The organism is Pseudomonas sp. StFLB209, assembly GCF_000829415.1.
In the GTDB taxonomy this organism is placed as follows: Bacteria; Pseudomonadota; Gammaproteobacteria; order Pseudomonadales; family Pseudomonadaceae; genus Aquipseudomonas.
In genome coordinates, this window is sequence record NZ_AP014637.1 from 3019593 (window position 1) to 3035664 (window position 16072).

Here is a 16072-nt window from a genome sequence, read left to right on the forward strand (position 1 = left end):
TTTGCGTGCCCGCAATAAAGGCGTGATAAAGCGCTCACAGTCCTGATTTACCAGAGTGATATCGAGGTGAGGGAAAGTGTGGGGAATGAGTCTGGACAGGTGAGGCTTTAAGGCTCCTCGGCGTCGTCCTGTGGCGTTGCGCAACGACGTCGGGCGCTGCGATGCCTTGGCGGCATCGCAGGCAAGGTAGGCAGTGCTTAGAACTCGTAACGGACGTTGAACATGACGTTGCGAGGATTGCCGTAATACACGCCCCCTCGGAATACCGTATTCAGACCGCTGTAGTAGGTTTTGTCGAAGAGGTTTTCAACCGCCACACTGGTTTTGAGATTTTTCGTGATGTCGTAACCTGCATTCAGCCCGACCGTCGCGTAGGCATCCTGTTCAAACTTGCGTGAAGCACCGGCCACTGTCTGGCGCAGGAAGGTCATGCTCTGCCAGTTAATGTTGCCGCCGACACTGAATTTGCTCCACTCATCAGGCAGCCGATAGTAGGTTGCCAGCTTGACCAGGTGCTGGGGCTGATCCACGGCGGCCCGATTACCCTTGGCGTCATGTGACTCCTGATAGGTATAGCCCGTATGGATTTGCCAGCCTGGGCTCAACTCACCAGAAGCTTCCAGTTCAAGTCCTTTGGTGGTAACGCCTTGGATGGCGACGTAGGCAGTGTTGCCATTTGGCGTCAGGCCGCTGAAGTTGGGGTCTACCTGGGCCACGTTATCCTGCTTGATGACAAACAGTGCCGCACTGGTGTTCAAGCGACCATCGAAATACTCGCCTTTGGCACCAATTTCGTAGCTTTTCCCGGTCAGCGGATCAAGTTGTTTATCACTTGAGTCAAATGAGTAAGCCTGGGGTTTAAATACATCGGAGTAGCTGGCGTAGACCGTGTGATGTTCGTCCAGATCGTAGGTGATACCTGCATAGGGAATGGTCTCCCCTGTCACCGTGGTGAAGTTATTGGTACGACGATTGAGCGCGGTGATACCGTTGAGCTCCCAGTCGTAATCCATGACCCGCACCCCGAGGATGATGTTCAGATCATCGGTGGGTTTGAGTACGGTGGAGGCGAAGGCGATCTTTTGTGTCACGTCGAAATGCTGGTTGGACCACCATTCGAACGCCGAGCGGTCCAGTGGGGAGTTGTTGTCCCACGTGAATACATTGACCGATGTCGCCGTACTGTCGTTGTCAAAGCGTCGGGAAACGGCTTCGCTGTCAGCATAGTTGTAGCCGATGACGAAATCATGCGTGCGACCAAACAGCGAAAAAGGCCCTTTGGCTTGCAGGTCAAAGGACTTTTCGTCGGTGTCGGTATTGAAAATGGTCGCGCCGCCGGAGTAAAAACCATGGCTAATCTGGTTGGTCGTCGCGTTGACAATGCCTGAGGCCGTCAGGCCGTTGATCAGTTCGCGTGACTGGTACTGCCGGTAATTGGCCGTCGCCTTGAGCTCCCAACCGTTATCCAGGGTGTGCACAATGTCGGCGAACGCGCGCTGTGTTTCCTGGTTTCGATACGCATATTTGTCGGCGGCGTTGAATGACCTGCTCAGATGAATCGGGGTACCGTTACTGTAAAACGCCGGGTGCATGTTGTTGCTGGAGCCGTCGTTGTTGTTCTTCTGGAAATCGTATCCGGCGCTGACTGTGGTGTTGGGTGAAAGGTCGGCTTCAAGCACGCCGTAGAAGATGTTCTTTTCACTTTCCAGATAATCAATGAAGCTGTTCTGTAAGCCGGTTGATGCGACGGCCCGGCCGCGCAGACTTCCACCTTCTGTCAATGGGCCAGACACATCCACTTCGGTGCGGTAGTTGTCCCATGATCCGGCACTGGCGGCCACATGCCCTTTGAAATCCCTGGTCGGGCGCTTGCGTACCATATTGATAACCCCGGATGGGTAACCGGCACTGTTGACCAGCCCGGTTGCACCCTTCAGCACTTCGATTCGGTCATAGATGACCGAGTTGCCGATACTGTAATTATCGCGCACGTTACCGCCGTCAGTCGGCAGGCTGGGCACTCCGTCATACTGGAAGTTATAGATCTGGAAGCCGCGAGCATGGAACACCGAGCCTTCGGAGTTTTCCTGGTGGACGGTTACACCCGGCGTCTGACGCATGACCTGGTCAAGACTTACCAGATTCTGATCGTCCATCTGTTGGCGGGTGATTACACTCACTGACTGCGGTGTTTGCCGCAATGAGAGATTCATCCGGGTGGCTGTGCTGGTCGCGCCGGTAGTGTAGGACTGGGTGCCTTCTGTCGTCATGCCCAAACGGTTGCTGTCGATGTTCAGCGGGGACAATTCTACCGAGTGAGCTGCGCTGCTGCCGGGCGCGAGCAGTGTCAACGTACTGCCTGTAAGCTGATACTTGATATTGGTACCCTGGAGCAGAAGCGGAACTGACTGCTCGACAGTGTAACGGCCGCGAAGAAGCGTAGAGCGAAGGTTCTGTACATCGCTGGGGCTATACAGAACTTGAATATTCGCCTGGTCGGCAAAGGCTTGCAACGCCTTGTCCAGCGGCTGTGCTGGAATATCGAGGTTAAGTTCCTGTGCCTGGACCTGTGCCGCCATCCCCATGGACAGCATCAGGCCCAATCCGGCAACAGGCAAGCGTGCGCGAAACGCATGGCGCATCCGCAAGGCTGTGGCGAGGGGGGTCAGTGTGCTCGAAGTGTGTGAGGGCATGATTTTCTCTAGATATGCAAGTGAGAATTTTTTCTTTTCGCAAAGTGAAACGCTCCCGTTTGCAAAACCGGAAGCGTTTTAGATGGCTTTTTCAGGCGGGAGCAGCTTCGCTTCTGACCCGACCAGCGTCCATTCTCAGCAGTTGGTCGGCGATGTCGAAGTAGCGGTCATCATGACTGATGACGATGATGGTTTTACCCAGCCTTTTGAGGTCGGGCAGTAGCTCGGTGTAGAAAATACGCCGGAAAGTCGGGTCTTGGTCTGCAGCCCATTCGTCGAAAACCAGCACGGGGCGGCCTTCGAGCCAGGCACTTAGCAGTGCCAGGCGTTTGCGTTGCCCGGTGGACAGGTCGGTGGTGCTGAACGCTCCATCGCGAATCGTGACTCTGTGGCCTATCTCCAGGCGTTGCAGGTAGCGATCTGCTTCCTTGGGTACGTCGCCACCGCCCTGAACCAGTTCGTCGAACAGGTAGTAGTCAGCGAATACTGTAGTGAACAACTGTCGGTAATCATCCCGGGTTTGGGCAACCACCGGCTGGCCGTCCAAGAGAATGTCGCCTTTGTGTGGCGGGTAGAGCCCTAACAGCAGTTTGATCAGGGTAGTTTTGCCGCCCCCGTTTTCACCGACGATGAAGACGATCTCGCCTTGCTCTATGTACAGGTTCACCGGGCCCAGCCGAAACGGCTCACTGCCATCCACTGCCGGGAAGCTATAGTGGACATCACGCATTTCCAGGCTCTGGAGAGCACGCGGCTTGCTTTCGTTTTCTTGCAACAGCAGATGGGGTTCTGGTGACGAGAAACGTGCGGACAATTCTGCGATGCGGCGGAATGCGACCTGTGCCCGGCTGACGATAGGCAACGTCCCGATCAGATGTTCCAGCGGGCCTTTCATGTAAAGCAGGACCAGCACGAAACCGCTCATTACGCTGTTGTCAGTATTGGGCCACCAGGCCTGGAAGGCCAGCGCCAGTCCGATGACCACGAAGAACAGCATCGAACCAAAGGTCTTGGCAACCACGAAAATATTGATAGCGCGAAGTTGCAGGTCGCGAATGCGGTTAGTGGTGCCCTGAATCCGTTGATCGAACATACGCTGCCGGCGCGGACGGTGGATGCGCAGCTCTTTGGCGCCCTGTGCCACGGCACTGTAGTACTTCTGCAGATCGTCTTCGGTCTGCCGGGCGGCCTCAAAGTTTTTGATGCCGCAGCTGCGAGCAATGTACTGCACCGTGGTCCCGATCGTAATTGCCGCCACCATGAGCAGGAACATCGGCCAGGAAAGCATGGCCAGGTAACCCAGACAGCCCAAGGTTACCGTCAGCGAGATCGCCAGTGGGGCAAAAGCGAAGGCAAAGTCGCTGATGATACCCACATCATGGGTCAGTACCGGGATCAACCGGTGGGTGCGGTAGCGTTCAATCTGTTCTATGGGCGCAGACATCACTTTTTCACCCAGCGTCTTGCGCAGGCGGGCGATAACATTCTGGCCCACGTAGTTGCTACCAATATCGGACAGGATCGAGCTAAATAGCGCCAGCAGGCAAAGGCCAGCAAAGCCCAGCACAATACCCTGACTCATCCCGCTATCGGAATGCAGCACACTATTGATGGTTGCCAGCAGGGCGGTGATGCTCAGGCCGCCTAACATACCCAACGCAATAGACAGTGCCACGACAGGCCAGAAAGGTTTGAGCAGCGTCATGAGTTCGCGAATGGCGCCGCGGGTTGGCTGGGACATAAACAATTCCTGCTGGGTCAGGCGCTGATCAGCGTGGCGGCCTGAGACTCGTGGGTGGAGGTCTGGATTTTCAGAGCCTTGTACAGCGCTTTGCCGATCTCTTCGCTGCGCATCGGCAGTACGGAAAGCAGCGTGTCACTCAGGCCGTGTGAAGCTTCGCAGAAGCCCTGCAAAAACACTGGGGCGTGCAGCGCAGGAGAGGCCAGCGCGCGGTAGTCGCGGTCCACTTCGAAGCCTTTCAGGTGATCTTCCAGTGGCGCCAGCAGTGAGCGGTGGGTTCGGCGCTCATAGCCGGTGGCCAGAATGACAGCGTCGTAGCGATGGGTGCGCTGCTGGTGGGTGGCCAAGTCGCGCAGGGTCAGTTCGATGCCTTGTTCGCTGGAGTGCACCGCTTCAACCTGCTGGCGGCACAGCACGGCGTGGCGGTACTGATGGGCGACTTTCTGGCGATAGAGGATGCCGTAAATGCGCTCGATCAGTTCCTGGTCGACCACCGAGTAGTTGGTGTTGTGGTACTCGTTGATCAGCTTCTGACGATCTTGCGGCGGCTGCTGGAACACCAGATCGGTGTATTGCGGCGCGAAAATTTCGTTGACGAACGGGGTGTCGTCAGCAGGCTTGAGAGCGGTGCCGCGCAGGATCATTTCCACCTTCACTGACGGGAAGCTGTCGTTCAAGTCGATGAAGGCTTCGGCAGCGCTTTGCCCCGAACCGATGATCGCGATACGCATCGGTTTGCCTTCGCTGCACGGCAGGTTTTTTACGCTGCTCAGGTAGGTGGAGTGGTGGAATACGCGTGGGTCGTTCTTGAAGGGCTCGAACGCGGTCGGGATTTTTGGCGAACCACCGGTGCTGATCACCACCGAGCGAGTGCGACGGACCTGCTCCTGGCCGTTGGCATTACGCGAGATCAGCTTGAGATGATGAATTGCACCATTATCGAGTTCGGGCTCGATGCGTGTGACTTCTTCACCATAGACGGCCTGCTCGGCAAACTGCTCGGCGACCCAGCCCAGGTAGTCGTTAAACTCCAGACGGCAAGGGTAGAAGGTGCCCAGGTTGACGAAGTCGATCAGCCGATCCTGCTTCTTGAGGTAGTTGACGAAGCTGTAAGGGCTGGTGGGGTTACGCAGTGACACCAGGTCTTTGAGGAACGAGATTTGCAGCTCGCTTTGCGAGGACAACGTATCGCCGTGCCAGCGGTAGTTGGCCTGCTTGTCGAGGAACAGGGCATTGAGCGCCTTGCCGTTGTGTTGCGCGAGTTCTTCCAGGGCAATGGCCAGGGCCAGGTTGGAGGGGCCGAAGCCGACGCCGATGACGTCATGAATGGTGGCGGTGCTCATACCGTAATTCCTTCCTTCGATGGTTTGACGCTGTCCAGGGGTTGGTACAGCCGCTCGGAAAAGAAGCGCTCACGAGTCAACATCACCAGCAGTGCGCGCTTGTGGGGAAAATCGAAATGCTTGACCTTGGCAAAGCCGCTGCGGTCGAAGTTGGCGATTTGTCGCAGGTTGTCGTGGCGTGGCTCGCAGACCAGACGCTGGGTGCGCGGGTCGTCGAGGAACAGGTAATGGCAGATCGAGGAAAACCAGGCGGTGTAGAACGCCTTGCCGCGAAAGGCTTCTTCACCGACCAGCAGGTGCAGGCCGCGATCGTAATCAGCGGCGTCATAGAACGGTGCAATACGGTCTTCCTTGGCCCAGTAGACCTCGAAGTAGCCAAACGGCTGACCGTCGAAGCGGCCGATCAAGGGCAGGGTGTGCGGGTCGTTCAGTTGTTTTTGCAGATAGGCGTGGTGCTGTTCCAGGCTGCCTTCTTCTTCCCAGAAGTGCGCGACACGCGGGCTGTTCATCCAGCGGTTGAAAGCGTGCAGGTCGCGGTCCGGGTCTGCTTGCTGAAAGGTCAGCGTCTGACCCACCCAAGGGATATAGCGGCTATACAGCACCTCTGTTGAGGGCGTGGGGCGTAGCGGGTGGCGTTTGCCATCGCTGATGATCAATTGTTGTGGTGCCGCGCCGAATGAGGCTTTGTTGAGCCATACCTGTGGGTGCTGCCAGAACGCTTCGGCGTAACACGTGATGCGCTCGGGTCCGGTGATTCTCAATACGCCATCGGCAATCAGAGAGTCGGTCGCGGTGGAGGTCGTGCCTGTCAGCGTGATGCTTTTTAGCGACGGGTGAGTTGTGAAAACTGCTTCCAGCGCCGCCAGCAATGTCTGCTGTTCAAGACCGTGCTCCAGATAGCGCAGCTTGCCCTCCAATTGATCGGAACAAGCCAGGTGCAGTGCGATCTCCAGATGCGCGATGTTGTCGAGCAGCACCACGAGTGTGTCTTCGCGGCAATGAACCCGCAGTTGCCGGTCGGGATAAAGATGGCTGAGGACCGCTAGGTCGGCATGAGTATTCATTCGGGCGTTCCGCGCTTCAAAGGCTATAGCTGTGAAACGAAGAAGTGGGGGCGGGATTTAGCGGCAGTTCAGCGGGGAAGTGAGTAGCGGGTGAGCAGTGCCTGCGGATCTGCAGGCACGTCTGGTACTTCGAAATTTCAGAGTTCTCTGGCGACCCTGAAACCCAGGAAATCACCTCGTGCACTTTTATAGATGGCATTGCGGTTGCCGGAGCGCGAAAAGATCGGAGGCTCGCCCCAGTCATTGCCGCGCATCTGAGCGATCTCGCATTTATCGTTGTCGATCCAGGCACTTCCGTCTGTAGGTGCGCCGTTGTAGTTCTCATGCAGGCAGTCAGCTACCCACTCATAAACGTTGCCATGCATGTCGTACACCCCAAACGCGTTGGCCGGATAACTACCTACAGGCGAACTATAGGCATACCCATCCGCAGGACCATAGGTGTTGGCGTGCTTGCTGATCTGATACTCGCCCTCTTTATCGAACGGGAAAGGAAAAGGTCCCGTTGAACCTGCACGCGCGGCATATTCGCGCTCGGCCTCGCTGATCATCCGGTAAGGCTTGCCGGTCTGTTTGGCCAGCCAGTCGGCATAAGCCTGAACCTCATGGTAATCAATGCACACGGCCGGTTGCTTCGGCCCCTGTTTGTAAGTCGGTTTGCTCGCCTCGCACCAGCGACCGGGGCGCTTGTCTCCGCTTTTGATCACTACGCCACTTGCCTTGATATAGGCATCCAGCTCACCTGCAGTGACCTGAAAGCGGCTAATCGCAAAGGGTTTGGCAAAGGTCACGGTGTGTTGTGGGCCTTCATCAGGTTGGCGTCCCAGCTCATCTTCTGGCGTGCCCATGACATAGCTGCCGGCTGGTAGCACGACCATTTCCGGGCAGTCTTTGCAATCCTTGAACACGGTGCCGGGCTTTTTCGGCTCCGCAGCGACACTGCCCAGAGAAAAAGCCATGCAGGCAATTGAGCCCAAAAGTACGAGCGGTTTCATCGTTTACCTCGTTATCAGGGATGAGTCTTCATCCACATAGAGCCATGCAAATGACAATCAGAAATACCGCAGCCAGGTCAGATCCCGTCTGCGCTGCTTGAGACGCGCAAACCAACTGGTCGGAAAGTACAAGGCGATGCTGAGCACAATCGCGCAAAGCCAGATGCCGGATAGCGTGTCAAATCCGTAGTAGCCATCCATGTTCGGGCCAAGGGTGTGCAGCACAACGAGGTACAACACCTTGAGCGAGTACAGGTGCAGCAGGTAGAAGAACATCGGCGCACCGCCGTAAGTGGCGAGCAGTTGAATGGTTCTGCTGTTTTGATGTTTCTCCAGCATTGCCAAGGCCAACATGCCAAAGGCCAGTGACGGCAGCAGGAACATCAGTGAGGGAGGGTATTTGGTTGCGCTTTTGAAACTCAGCAGGGTTTGCAGCCAGTCGCCGGTATGCACCCAGGGTCTATCGCCATAGACATTCAGGTAACGCAGGATGACGAAGCCGATAAACAGTCCGGCGCTGATTTTGAGCAGGATCGAGATACGCTTTTGTGAGTCTGTGCCGGACGCATACAAGGGGCCTGCGGCGTAGCCAAGAAGGATCACTCCGAACCAGGGCAGCAGGGGGTAACTGGTGAATATGTCCGGAAAGAGCTCGAACTCGAAAGAGGCGCGCTCATGCAGCATCGCCCAAGGCAGATACCAGATCGATTGATGCTCGACGGTTACGCCATCAAGCAGGTTGTGCCCGCCGACTATCACCGTGCCCAGTATCAGCATGCCGATACGAGAAAGGCTTAAGAGGCCGGCCAGTATGATCATGCTGACGCCAATGCACCAGATCACCTGCAAGTCCAGCGAGCGGGCTGGAAACTCTCCGCTCCAGGCGAAATCCACCAGCGTCACTTCGAGCATGATCAGAAACAGGCCGCGTTTGAACAGAAACCCGCGTGTGCTGTTAAGGTCATGGCTTTGGGCATAGAGCCAGGCGGAAAGGCCGGTCAGAAACACGAACAATGTAGCGCAAGGTTCGGTAATCATCCGGGTCAGGTACAGCCCTACAGGCGTGGTATAGGCGACCGGGTCATCGACTTCGTGATGCAGGAAAAACGTCTCGCGAACATGATCGACCAGCATGGCCAGGAGGATAATGCCGCGCAGTGCATCGATACTTGCCAGCCGGGCACGTGCAGTGGCTTTGGCCATGAGACTGTTCACGGATGAAGTGCTGGCGGCGAGGCTGTCATATGAGGTGCTCAATGCTCTTTTCTCCGTCGAGGCGCTTGCCGGGCTGTCGTTCAGCGCTGGGCTGCGACTGGCGTTGCAGGTTTGCCTGATTGTTGTACCTGCTCCCAAACTCGCAGGAAATTGCCGCCCCACAGTTTGGCGATGTCTTCTTCGGAGTAGCCGCGGGTGATCAGTTCAGCGGTGACATTGCGGTTGTCGCCGACATTTTCCCAGCCAATGAGCCCACCACCATCGTTGAAGTCGGAACTGATACCGACATGATCGATGCCGATCTTTTTCACTGCATAGTCGATGGCATCGCCGAACTCCTTGAGCGAAGCACGAGGATCTTCGTCGAGGATGGCGTAGAGCGCACCGGCGTACTCACCAAACTTTTTCTCCGGCCAGATCGAGAACACCGGGTCGGCGGGCATGCTGGCCTGGGACAGGTTCTGCACTTTGGGCAGGCCGAAGCCTGCGCGCATTTCGTTGACTTTGTTCAGGGTGTCTTCCGTGAAAGGCTTCAGGTAAGAGGAGAAGCCTGGAATCTGCACTACGCCGCCGGTATCACGGATCAGGCGCAGTTCCTTGTCACTGAGGTTGCGCTGCAGGTCTACCAACCCCTTGACGCTGGAGTGCGAAGCGATCACCGGGGCGCGGGTCAGTTGCGTAACCTGCTCCAGGGCCAGGCTGGACATTTGTGACACGTCGATCACTACGCCCAGATCGTTGAGGCGGCGCACGGCCTGACGGCCCAGTTCCGAAAGCCCGCCGTGTTCATCCGGTGAGTCACCAAAGAACGGCATTGGCCGCGATGAATCTGCCCAGGCGTTATTGCCGACGTAACTGAAGCCGAAGATGCGCATGCCCCGTGCGGCCCAGTCATCCAGGCGGGATACATCATCACCCAGCGGATAGGCATTGAGCATGCTGATCACGATCGCGAACTTGCCTTCATGGGCCAGACGCTTGAAGTCGGCGGGTGTGTAGGCGATGCCGGCCTGGTTCGGGAAGTCCTTGGCAATACCGGTGATGATCCGGTAGCGGGTTTCCTGTTCATGGCGTGCGGCTTCGATGAAGCCTGGTGTTGGGCGATGCGGTGCGTTGGGGCCTGTCCAGAACTCCGGCCATGCCCAGATCGTCAGAGCCGCGCCACTGAGGCGGCCGCGACTGGCTTTGACCAGATCGAACTGGGTATTGCCATCTTTGTTGGCTTCGTTACCGGCGCTGCCGAAGTCAGGCTGAATATCGATATGACTGTCGAACGACAGAATCCGCTCTTGCATTTCTGTGGCTCGGCGCATGACGTCCGAGGGGTAGGGTTGCAGGCGGCCTATAAAAAACCACCAGGCCAGGGCGGCGACTGCTGCCAGTGCGGCCAATGTCACGATGCTCAAGATTAGCCATTTCCTGGCTGCGCGACTCATGCTCATTAAACTCCCGGGCTCTGTCCACGTGTACCGGCTGGCTGCCGGTGGTTGCGAGGAATAACGAGTCAGGCAATGGGGAATTTAATGCTCGGGTGTTTCGGATAATTTCACCGGCAAGCTACTCGTTTAAAGGGCATGTCGTGTGCCGCTCTGTAAAACGGTGATGTGGGCGGGCACTTTATCTACCTCTCAGGAGAGATGATGTATGGATGTGCTCGCGGTATTGACCCGGCTGTTTTCTGGTGCGCAGGCGGTGGGCGTGCAGGGGGTGTTCCAGTTCGATTTTGGCCAGGGCAATGCGGTGTGGGCGGCGGTAAAGGACGGGCTTGATGTCCAGCCGGGGCGGCATGCGGCTGCTGATGTAACCATCGCGGTGGGGGCGCAGGAGTTTGCCGGTATTTTGCAAGGCACGCAGGATGTCGAAGAACTGTTCGCCAGCGGCCGCTTGAAGATCGACGGGCAGATGGGTTTGGCCACTCTGTTGCCGCAGATGATCAATGCTGCGCGGCGTGGTACACCGGTCGAGAAACCTGCTGTCAAAATGAATCAGCGTTACCCGGCGCGTGAGCGCGTCAGTGACCGACTTTCGGCCGAACAGCCGGTGCTGCGGGAGATCGAGCGGCGGCCTTTCGCTGGTCTGTCGGTGGCAGACTTTCGCCGTGACTACCTGCCGTTCGGCACGCCGGTGATTCTCACTGATGCCCTGCGCGACTGGCCGTTCTTCAAGATGAGCCGCGAAGAATCCATCGTGCATTTCGCCGAGTTGAAGGGCATTACCCGGCACGGTGATTACGCGGAGAAAACCTTCTCGACGGACCGCGATTTCCGTTCCACGTCCATTGCCGAATTCATCGCCTCGCTGGAGCGGCCGCTGGCACCGGGAGAAAAGCCGCCCTACATGGGCAATAACGTGGTGCCGCCGCAGTTGCTGGAGCTGATTCGCTTTCCGGAGTATTTCGACCGCTCGCTTTATATCAAACCGCGTATCTGGATCGGCCCCAAGGGCACCTTGACGCCGCTGCACCGGGATGACTCGGACAATATGTTTGCTCAGGTCTGGGGGCAGAAGTCATTCATTTTGGCGGCGCCGCATTATCGGGAGGCGCTGGGCACCTGGTCGACTTCCGAGGGCGGCGGCCTGGAGGGCTGTGATGTAAACCCTGATAAACCGGACTATGACAAATATCCGGCTGCGCGGGAGGTGATCTTCCACCGCATCGTGCTGGAGGCCGGTGACTTGTTGTTTCTGCCGGAGGGCTGGTTCCATCAGGTTGAGTCGGTGTCGACCTCGCTGTCGGTCAACTTCTGGGTCAATTCGGGCCGGGGCTGGTAATGCCTTGAAGAGGCCGCCATCGCTGGCGGCCCCCGTTTCACACGCCGATCTTGAAGCGGCCTTTCATCAGCACCGAGTGGGCCGGGAATGAGCAGAAGAACTGGTAGTCGCCATCAGCCTTCAGTTTGCTGGTGTCGATGGTCACGCTGTCTTCTTCGCCGCCGCTGAGCATTTTTGTGTGGGCAATAATCCGGGCGTCATCGGGTTTCAGGTAGTCATGCTCGACACCTGCGGCTGCGCCGTCGTTGACGATGGCTTGCATGTTGCTGGTTTCGCTCAGTACCCAGTTATGCCCCATCACTTGCTTGGGCAGGTTGCCAGGGTGTTTCAGCACGACCTTGAAGCTCTTGCAACTGGCAGGCACCACGATTTCGTTTTTGTCGAACGTCATCTGGTCGGTGCCATGGATCTCGGTCGAGCAGTCATCGGCGGCCCAGGCAAAGCCGGGCAAGGCGAGGGTAAGGGTCAGCAGTAAAGCGCGATGCATGGGGAACTCCGGTGGGACTGAATTGAATAGGTCCAGCCGAATGAACGAGTAGCTCCTTGTGCTTTTTAGTCTGCGTGCAACTTACGGGCACCTGACGGATAAATTCCGCCGCGATCCATTCGTTCTTGGGGCAGGCGCTTTGAGCGCAAGGCGGACAAGCGGATGGGGTTAGATGAAGTTTTCTCGGCGAGGATTACTGGCGGGCGCAGCGGCAGTGGCGGCGACGGCAGGCGGGATTGGCTTACCGATCATGGGCTATCAGCGCTATCAGGCCGCCGAAGAGGCGGCGCTGGTCGAAGAACCCACTATCGTCCCGCCGACACTGGGGCAGAGTCTGCTGGCCGGGCGCCTGGTCGGTATCTGGGATTTCCGCTTGCTCGAAGGGCAGCAGGATTTTGCCGAACTGGCCGGTGAAGGCCTGGAGTTGCTGCTGGACGTCGGGCCGTCCGGCAAGGCGCTGCGCGGCCATCTGGGGCGTCGGCCGTTTACCTCGGGAGGCTTCGAGCTGTTCGGCGAGCTGAAGGTCGATAAAGAGCCAAACCTGCGCTGGAAGCTGGTTGGTCCGCAAGGCCGTGCTTATGAGTGTACGGCGATCTTTGATGAGGTCTGGGGCGTCTGGAGCACCGGCGGTGGCGAGGCGACGCTCAGCGGCCAGTTGCAGTTGCGTGGTGCCCAGGCCGGGCTTTCTGCCGTTCAGGCTCGTTTCGTCGCGACCCGGCGGCCGTTTATCCAGGCCCGCGAGCGTCTGCCTTATACCGCCGAACTGCATGCCTGGTTGATCTCGCCGGGGCATCGTCTCTATCACCAGCTCTGGCACGCCACCCGTGACCGCTGGCATCGGCTGGACAGTGATCGTCATCAGTCGCTGCGGGCGCTGGGCTGGCAGCCGGGGCCGCTGGGCCAGGAGCGTGATGCGCGCGGCAAGCAGCGGCACAACAATGGCTCGGGCGAAGATTTCCTGTACATGCACCGTGGCATGTTGCGCCATGCCCGCAGCATGCAGGATCTGAAATCCTGGCAACGCTTTCCGCCGCCACGGCCTTTCATCGGTCATGGTATCGAGCCGTTTGTGAAGTACCTGGAAAACCACGATGGCTACTCGGTGCCGCCGGCCTGGGAGTCGCAGGGTGATGATGCGTTCAATCAGTGGCTGCGTGACGTAAAGAGTAGTGAGGGTTATTACGGCAACTTCCAGGTCTGGGAAGCGCAGTTTCAGGATCCGCAATACCTCAGCACCTTATGCCTGGGTGAGCTGGGCAGCCGCATCGAGCTGGGGCTGCATGACTGGTTGCACATGTGCTGGGCGGCGGTGGGGCGTGATCCGAACAGCGGCTATCCGATGATCTATGACCGGCCGGCGGACGACTTTTCCGAGCGCTGGTTTCGCGCCGAGAACGACTATCTGGCCGATGCTTTTTCCTCGCACGTCAACCCGGTGTTCTGGGCGTTTCATGGCTGGATCGACGACCGGATTGAAGACTGGTTTTACGCCCATGAGCAGTTCCATCCGGGCGAAGTGCGGCGTGCCGATATTGGCGGGGTGCCATGGTTTGCCAAGGGGCGCTGGGTGGAGATCGATGCGCCGTGGCTGGGGCCGGCCGAGGCCGGTTGTGGCGCCTGGGGGCGTAGCAATGGTGGCGGCGGGAGTGAAAGCGAGCTGGATATCGAGACCATGAAGCTGGCGTTGCATGTGATTCGCGCCAGCGAGAAGGAGATGGAGCGTCTGTCCGGGCGCATTCCACGGCGTCCATGGTATGGGCAGTACCTGCCACCGGGTCCCAAAGCGTAGCGCCCGGCTGGCGATCTGCTTCAGTTGCAATACTGTTCGTTCAGGCGCCGCAAGTCCCCCACCGCGATTCTGACTTGAAACTCGGTGGGAACGACCTTGGTCTGGGCGGCCCTCCGATGAAGGGGCCAGTAAGAGCACTGCATCTGCTGTGCATGTCCCACCGTCTTCACGAGCGAGCTCGTTCCCACCGTATTCCAGATCATTGCAGCAGTGGCCCCTGACAGAACAGTATTGGCTTCAGCCGCGAAAGCAGCCGCCTGAATCAAAGGCCTACCTGCGCTTGATCACCGTCTCGCCCTCGGCATTGCGGCTCAACGTCACCGGCAACACCCTTGGCAGGGCCTGTACCAGGCCGTTGATGTCCCCGATGTTGTAGATGCCGCCAATGCGCAACTGGGCGGTGGCCGGGTCGGCGATGCGCACCGGGGTCTCCAGGTAGCGGTTGATCTGCGGCAGTGCGTCGGCCAGCGACAAGTTGTCCAGCACCAGTTTGCCATTGCGCCAGGCCAGCGCGTTGTCCAGCGACGCGGCGGACACTTGCGGATCGACGCTTTGCGGGTTGTAGCGGGCCTGCATGCCGGGTGACAGGTAGGCGATTCGATCGGGCGTGCTCTTGTCGCTCAGCACCCTGACCGAGCCTTCGCTCAGGGTCACCACCACTGAATCCTGATAAGTCCAGACGTTGAACTGAGTGCCGGTGACTTGCACCTGGCCGCTGCCGGCATTGACCACGAAAGGATGCGCCGAGTCATGGCGAACCTTGAAGAAGGCTTCGCCCCGGCTCAGGGTCACGCTGCGCTGGTCTTTGTAATTGCTGTACGACAGCTTCGTGCCGGTGTTCATTTGCACCTGCGAGCCATCGGCCAGGGTGATGTCCTGGATCGCGTTGTCGCTGGCGTAACGATGGTAGCTGTTCGGAACCCAGCCCTGGTTCCAGCCGAGCAGAGCGGCCATCGGCAGCGCAAAGGCCAATGCGGCCGCGGTCGCCCAATGACGCGTGGTAGAGCCTTGAGGCTTGGTCTTTACCGGCAGGGGAATGACCTGTGCCTGCGGCGGCGCTACCTCTGTGGCAGCAGGCAGAAACTCGCTGATGTCCCAGATCTCCTGCATCGCCTCGAACTCGTGCTGATGCGCCGGGCTGCTGCTCAGCCACTGCTCAAACTGTGCGCGCTCCTGGACCGAGAAATCTGGCTCGTTAAACCGCATGCACCAGTGCGCCGCCTCATCGCTGATGCGTTCGTCTGGCACAGAAGAGGGGGGCTGACTGGACATGACGGCTACCGGTTGGGCTGAAGTTTTCTTGTAACAGGCTGCATGAAGTTCTTTGTATGCAGATGAGAATTATATACAGTTAGGCGTTGTTTAACACGGCGAACAGGTGTCAATAATCCGATGGCGGATATTTTGGCGGAGTGAACATGGAACAGTACTATCAAGGTCTGGTTGGATATCTGACTGCACGCTTGCGCGATCGCAATATGGCGGCCGATGTAGCGCATGACGCCTACTTGAAAGTATTGGAAAGCCCACGCCTCAATGGACTTGAATACCCTAAGGCATTTCTTTACCGCACTGCAATAAACCTGTGCGTCGATGCCTTCCGTCGCAACGTGGTACGCCACAGCGAGCCCTTGAGCGACCTGATCGCCGAAGAGTGTCCGCGCCGGCAAAGCCCGCAGGCTTCATTGTATGAGCTGCAGCGTGCCGAAATGGTCATGGTGGCGCTCGATGAATTGTCTGATAAATGCAGAGAAGCATTTTTGCTGCGCAAGCTTGAAGGGTTGTGCCACGAGCAGATTGCCGCCGCGATGGGTATATCCAAAGCCAGTGTCGAAAAACACATTGTTAATGCCATGAAGCACTGCCGGGTGCGGGTGTTTGAAATGGAACAGCACTCAGCACGCGCCAAGCGTTAAATTTATTTGCAGTTCATCCGTCTTCCCAGCATCCACACGCCGTGCGCCCGTTCGGTG

12 protein-coding genes are annotated in these 16072 nt (G+C 58.0%); 3 read left to right on the forward strand and 9 right to left on the reverse strand.

Annotated features, from left to right (window positions below):
- Positions 1-197: 197 nt before the first annotated feature.
- From PSCI_RS13490 to PSCI_RS13520, 7 genes are all read right to left on the reverse strand, one after another.
- Complete coding sequence (locus PSCI_RS13490; RefSeq protein WP_084709960.1) at positions 198-2693, reverse strand: TonB-dependent siderophore receptor; 2496 nt, start codon at positions 2691-2693, stop codon at positions 198-200.
- A 91-nt stretch (positions 2694-2784) separates the two neighbouring features.
- Positions 2785-4434, reverse strand: a complete 1650-nt coding sequence (locus PSCI_RS13495; RefSeq protein WP_045487577.1) for a cyclic peptide export ABC transporter — start codon at positions 4432-4434, stop codon at positions 2785-2787.
- Between the two features lie 17 nt (positions 4435-4451).
- Entirely contained in the window at positions 4452-5777 is a 1326-nt protein-coding gene (locus PSCI_RS13500) for a lysine N(6)-hydroxylase/L-ornithine N(5)-oxygenase family protein (RefSeq protein WP_045487580.1), read from the reverse strand.
- Positions 5774-6841, reverse strand: a complete 1068-nt coding sequence (locus PSCI_RS13505) for a GNAT family N-acetyltransferase (protein WP_045487583.1) — start codon at positions 6839-6841, stop codon at positions 5774-5776. The genes PSCI_RS13500 and PSCI_RS13505 overlap by 4 nt, the downstream gene beginning before the upstream one ends.
- 137 nt (positions 6842-6978) lie before the next feature.
- Positions 6979-7800: a dihydropyoverdine dehydrogenase gene (gene pvdO / locus PSCI_RS13510; protein WP_231906586.1), complete on the reverse strand. Its 822-nt coding sequence runs from the start codon at positions 7798-7800 to the stop codon at positions 6979-6981.
- Between the two features lie 93 nt (positions 7801-7893).
- Positions 7894-9039, reverse strand: a complete 1146-nt coding sequence (locus PSCI_RS13515) for a DUF1624 domain-containing protein (RefSeq protein ID WP_045487586.1) — start codon at positions 9037-9039, stop codon at positions 7894-7896.
- Between the two features lie 92 nt (positions 9040-9131).
- The gene (locus PSCI_RS13520) at positions 9132-10493 is read right to left on the reverse strand and encodes a dipeptidase (protein WP_173426686.1); all 1362 of its coding nucleotides are present in this window, start codon (positions 10491-10493) and stop codon (positions 9132-9134) included.
- Positions 10494-10695: 202 nt separating this feature from the next.
- On the opposite strand from PSCI_RS13520, the gene PSCI_RS13525 reads away from it, so the two are divergent.
- Positions 10696-11823 carry a cupin-like domain-containing protein gene (locus PSCI_RS13525; RefSeq protein WP_045487589.1) on the forward strand — a complete coding sequence of 376 codons (1128 nt, stop codon included), beginning with the start codon at positions 10696-10698 and terminating at the stop codon, positions 11821-11823.
- Positions 11824-11860: 37 nt separating this feature from the next.
- On the opposite strand, the gene azu is transcribed toward PSCI_RS13525, so the two are convergent.
- Entirely contained in the window at positions 11861-12310 is a 450-nt protein-coding gene (gene azu, locus PSCI_RS13530; protein WP_045487592.1) for an azurin, read from the reverse strand.
- 172 nt (positions 12311-12482) lie between these two features.
- Here azu and pvdP point away from each other — a divergent pair, with 172 nt between their 5' ends.
- Complete coding sequence (gene pvdP / locus PSCI_RS13535) at positions 12483-14099, forward strand: pyoverdine maturation tyrosinase PvdP (RefSeq protein WP_158497586.1); 1617 nt, start codon at positions 12483-12485, stop codon at positions 14097-14099.
- A gap of 270 nt (positions 14100-14369) precedes the next feature.
- Here the strand turns inward: pvdP and PSCI_RS13545 are convergent, their stop codons facing one another.
- The gene (locus tag PSCI_RS13545) at positions 14370-15371 is read right to left on the reverse strand and encodes a FecR family protein (RefSeq protein ID WP_045487595.1); all 1002 of its coding nucleotides are present in this window, start codon (positions 15369-15371) and stop codon (positions 14370-14372) included.
- 146 nt (positions 15372-15517) lie between these two features.
- Here PSCI_RS13545 and PSCI_RS13550 point away from each other — a divergent pair, with 146 nt between their 5' ends.
- Positions 15518-16015, forward strand: coding sequence for a sigma-70 family RNA polymerase sigma factor (locus PSCI_RS13550; protein ID WP_045487596.1), 498 nt, complete (start codon positions 15518-15520; stop codon positions 16013-16015).
- Positions 16016-16072 lie beyond the last annotated feature (57 nt).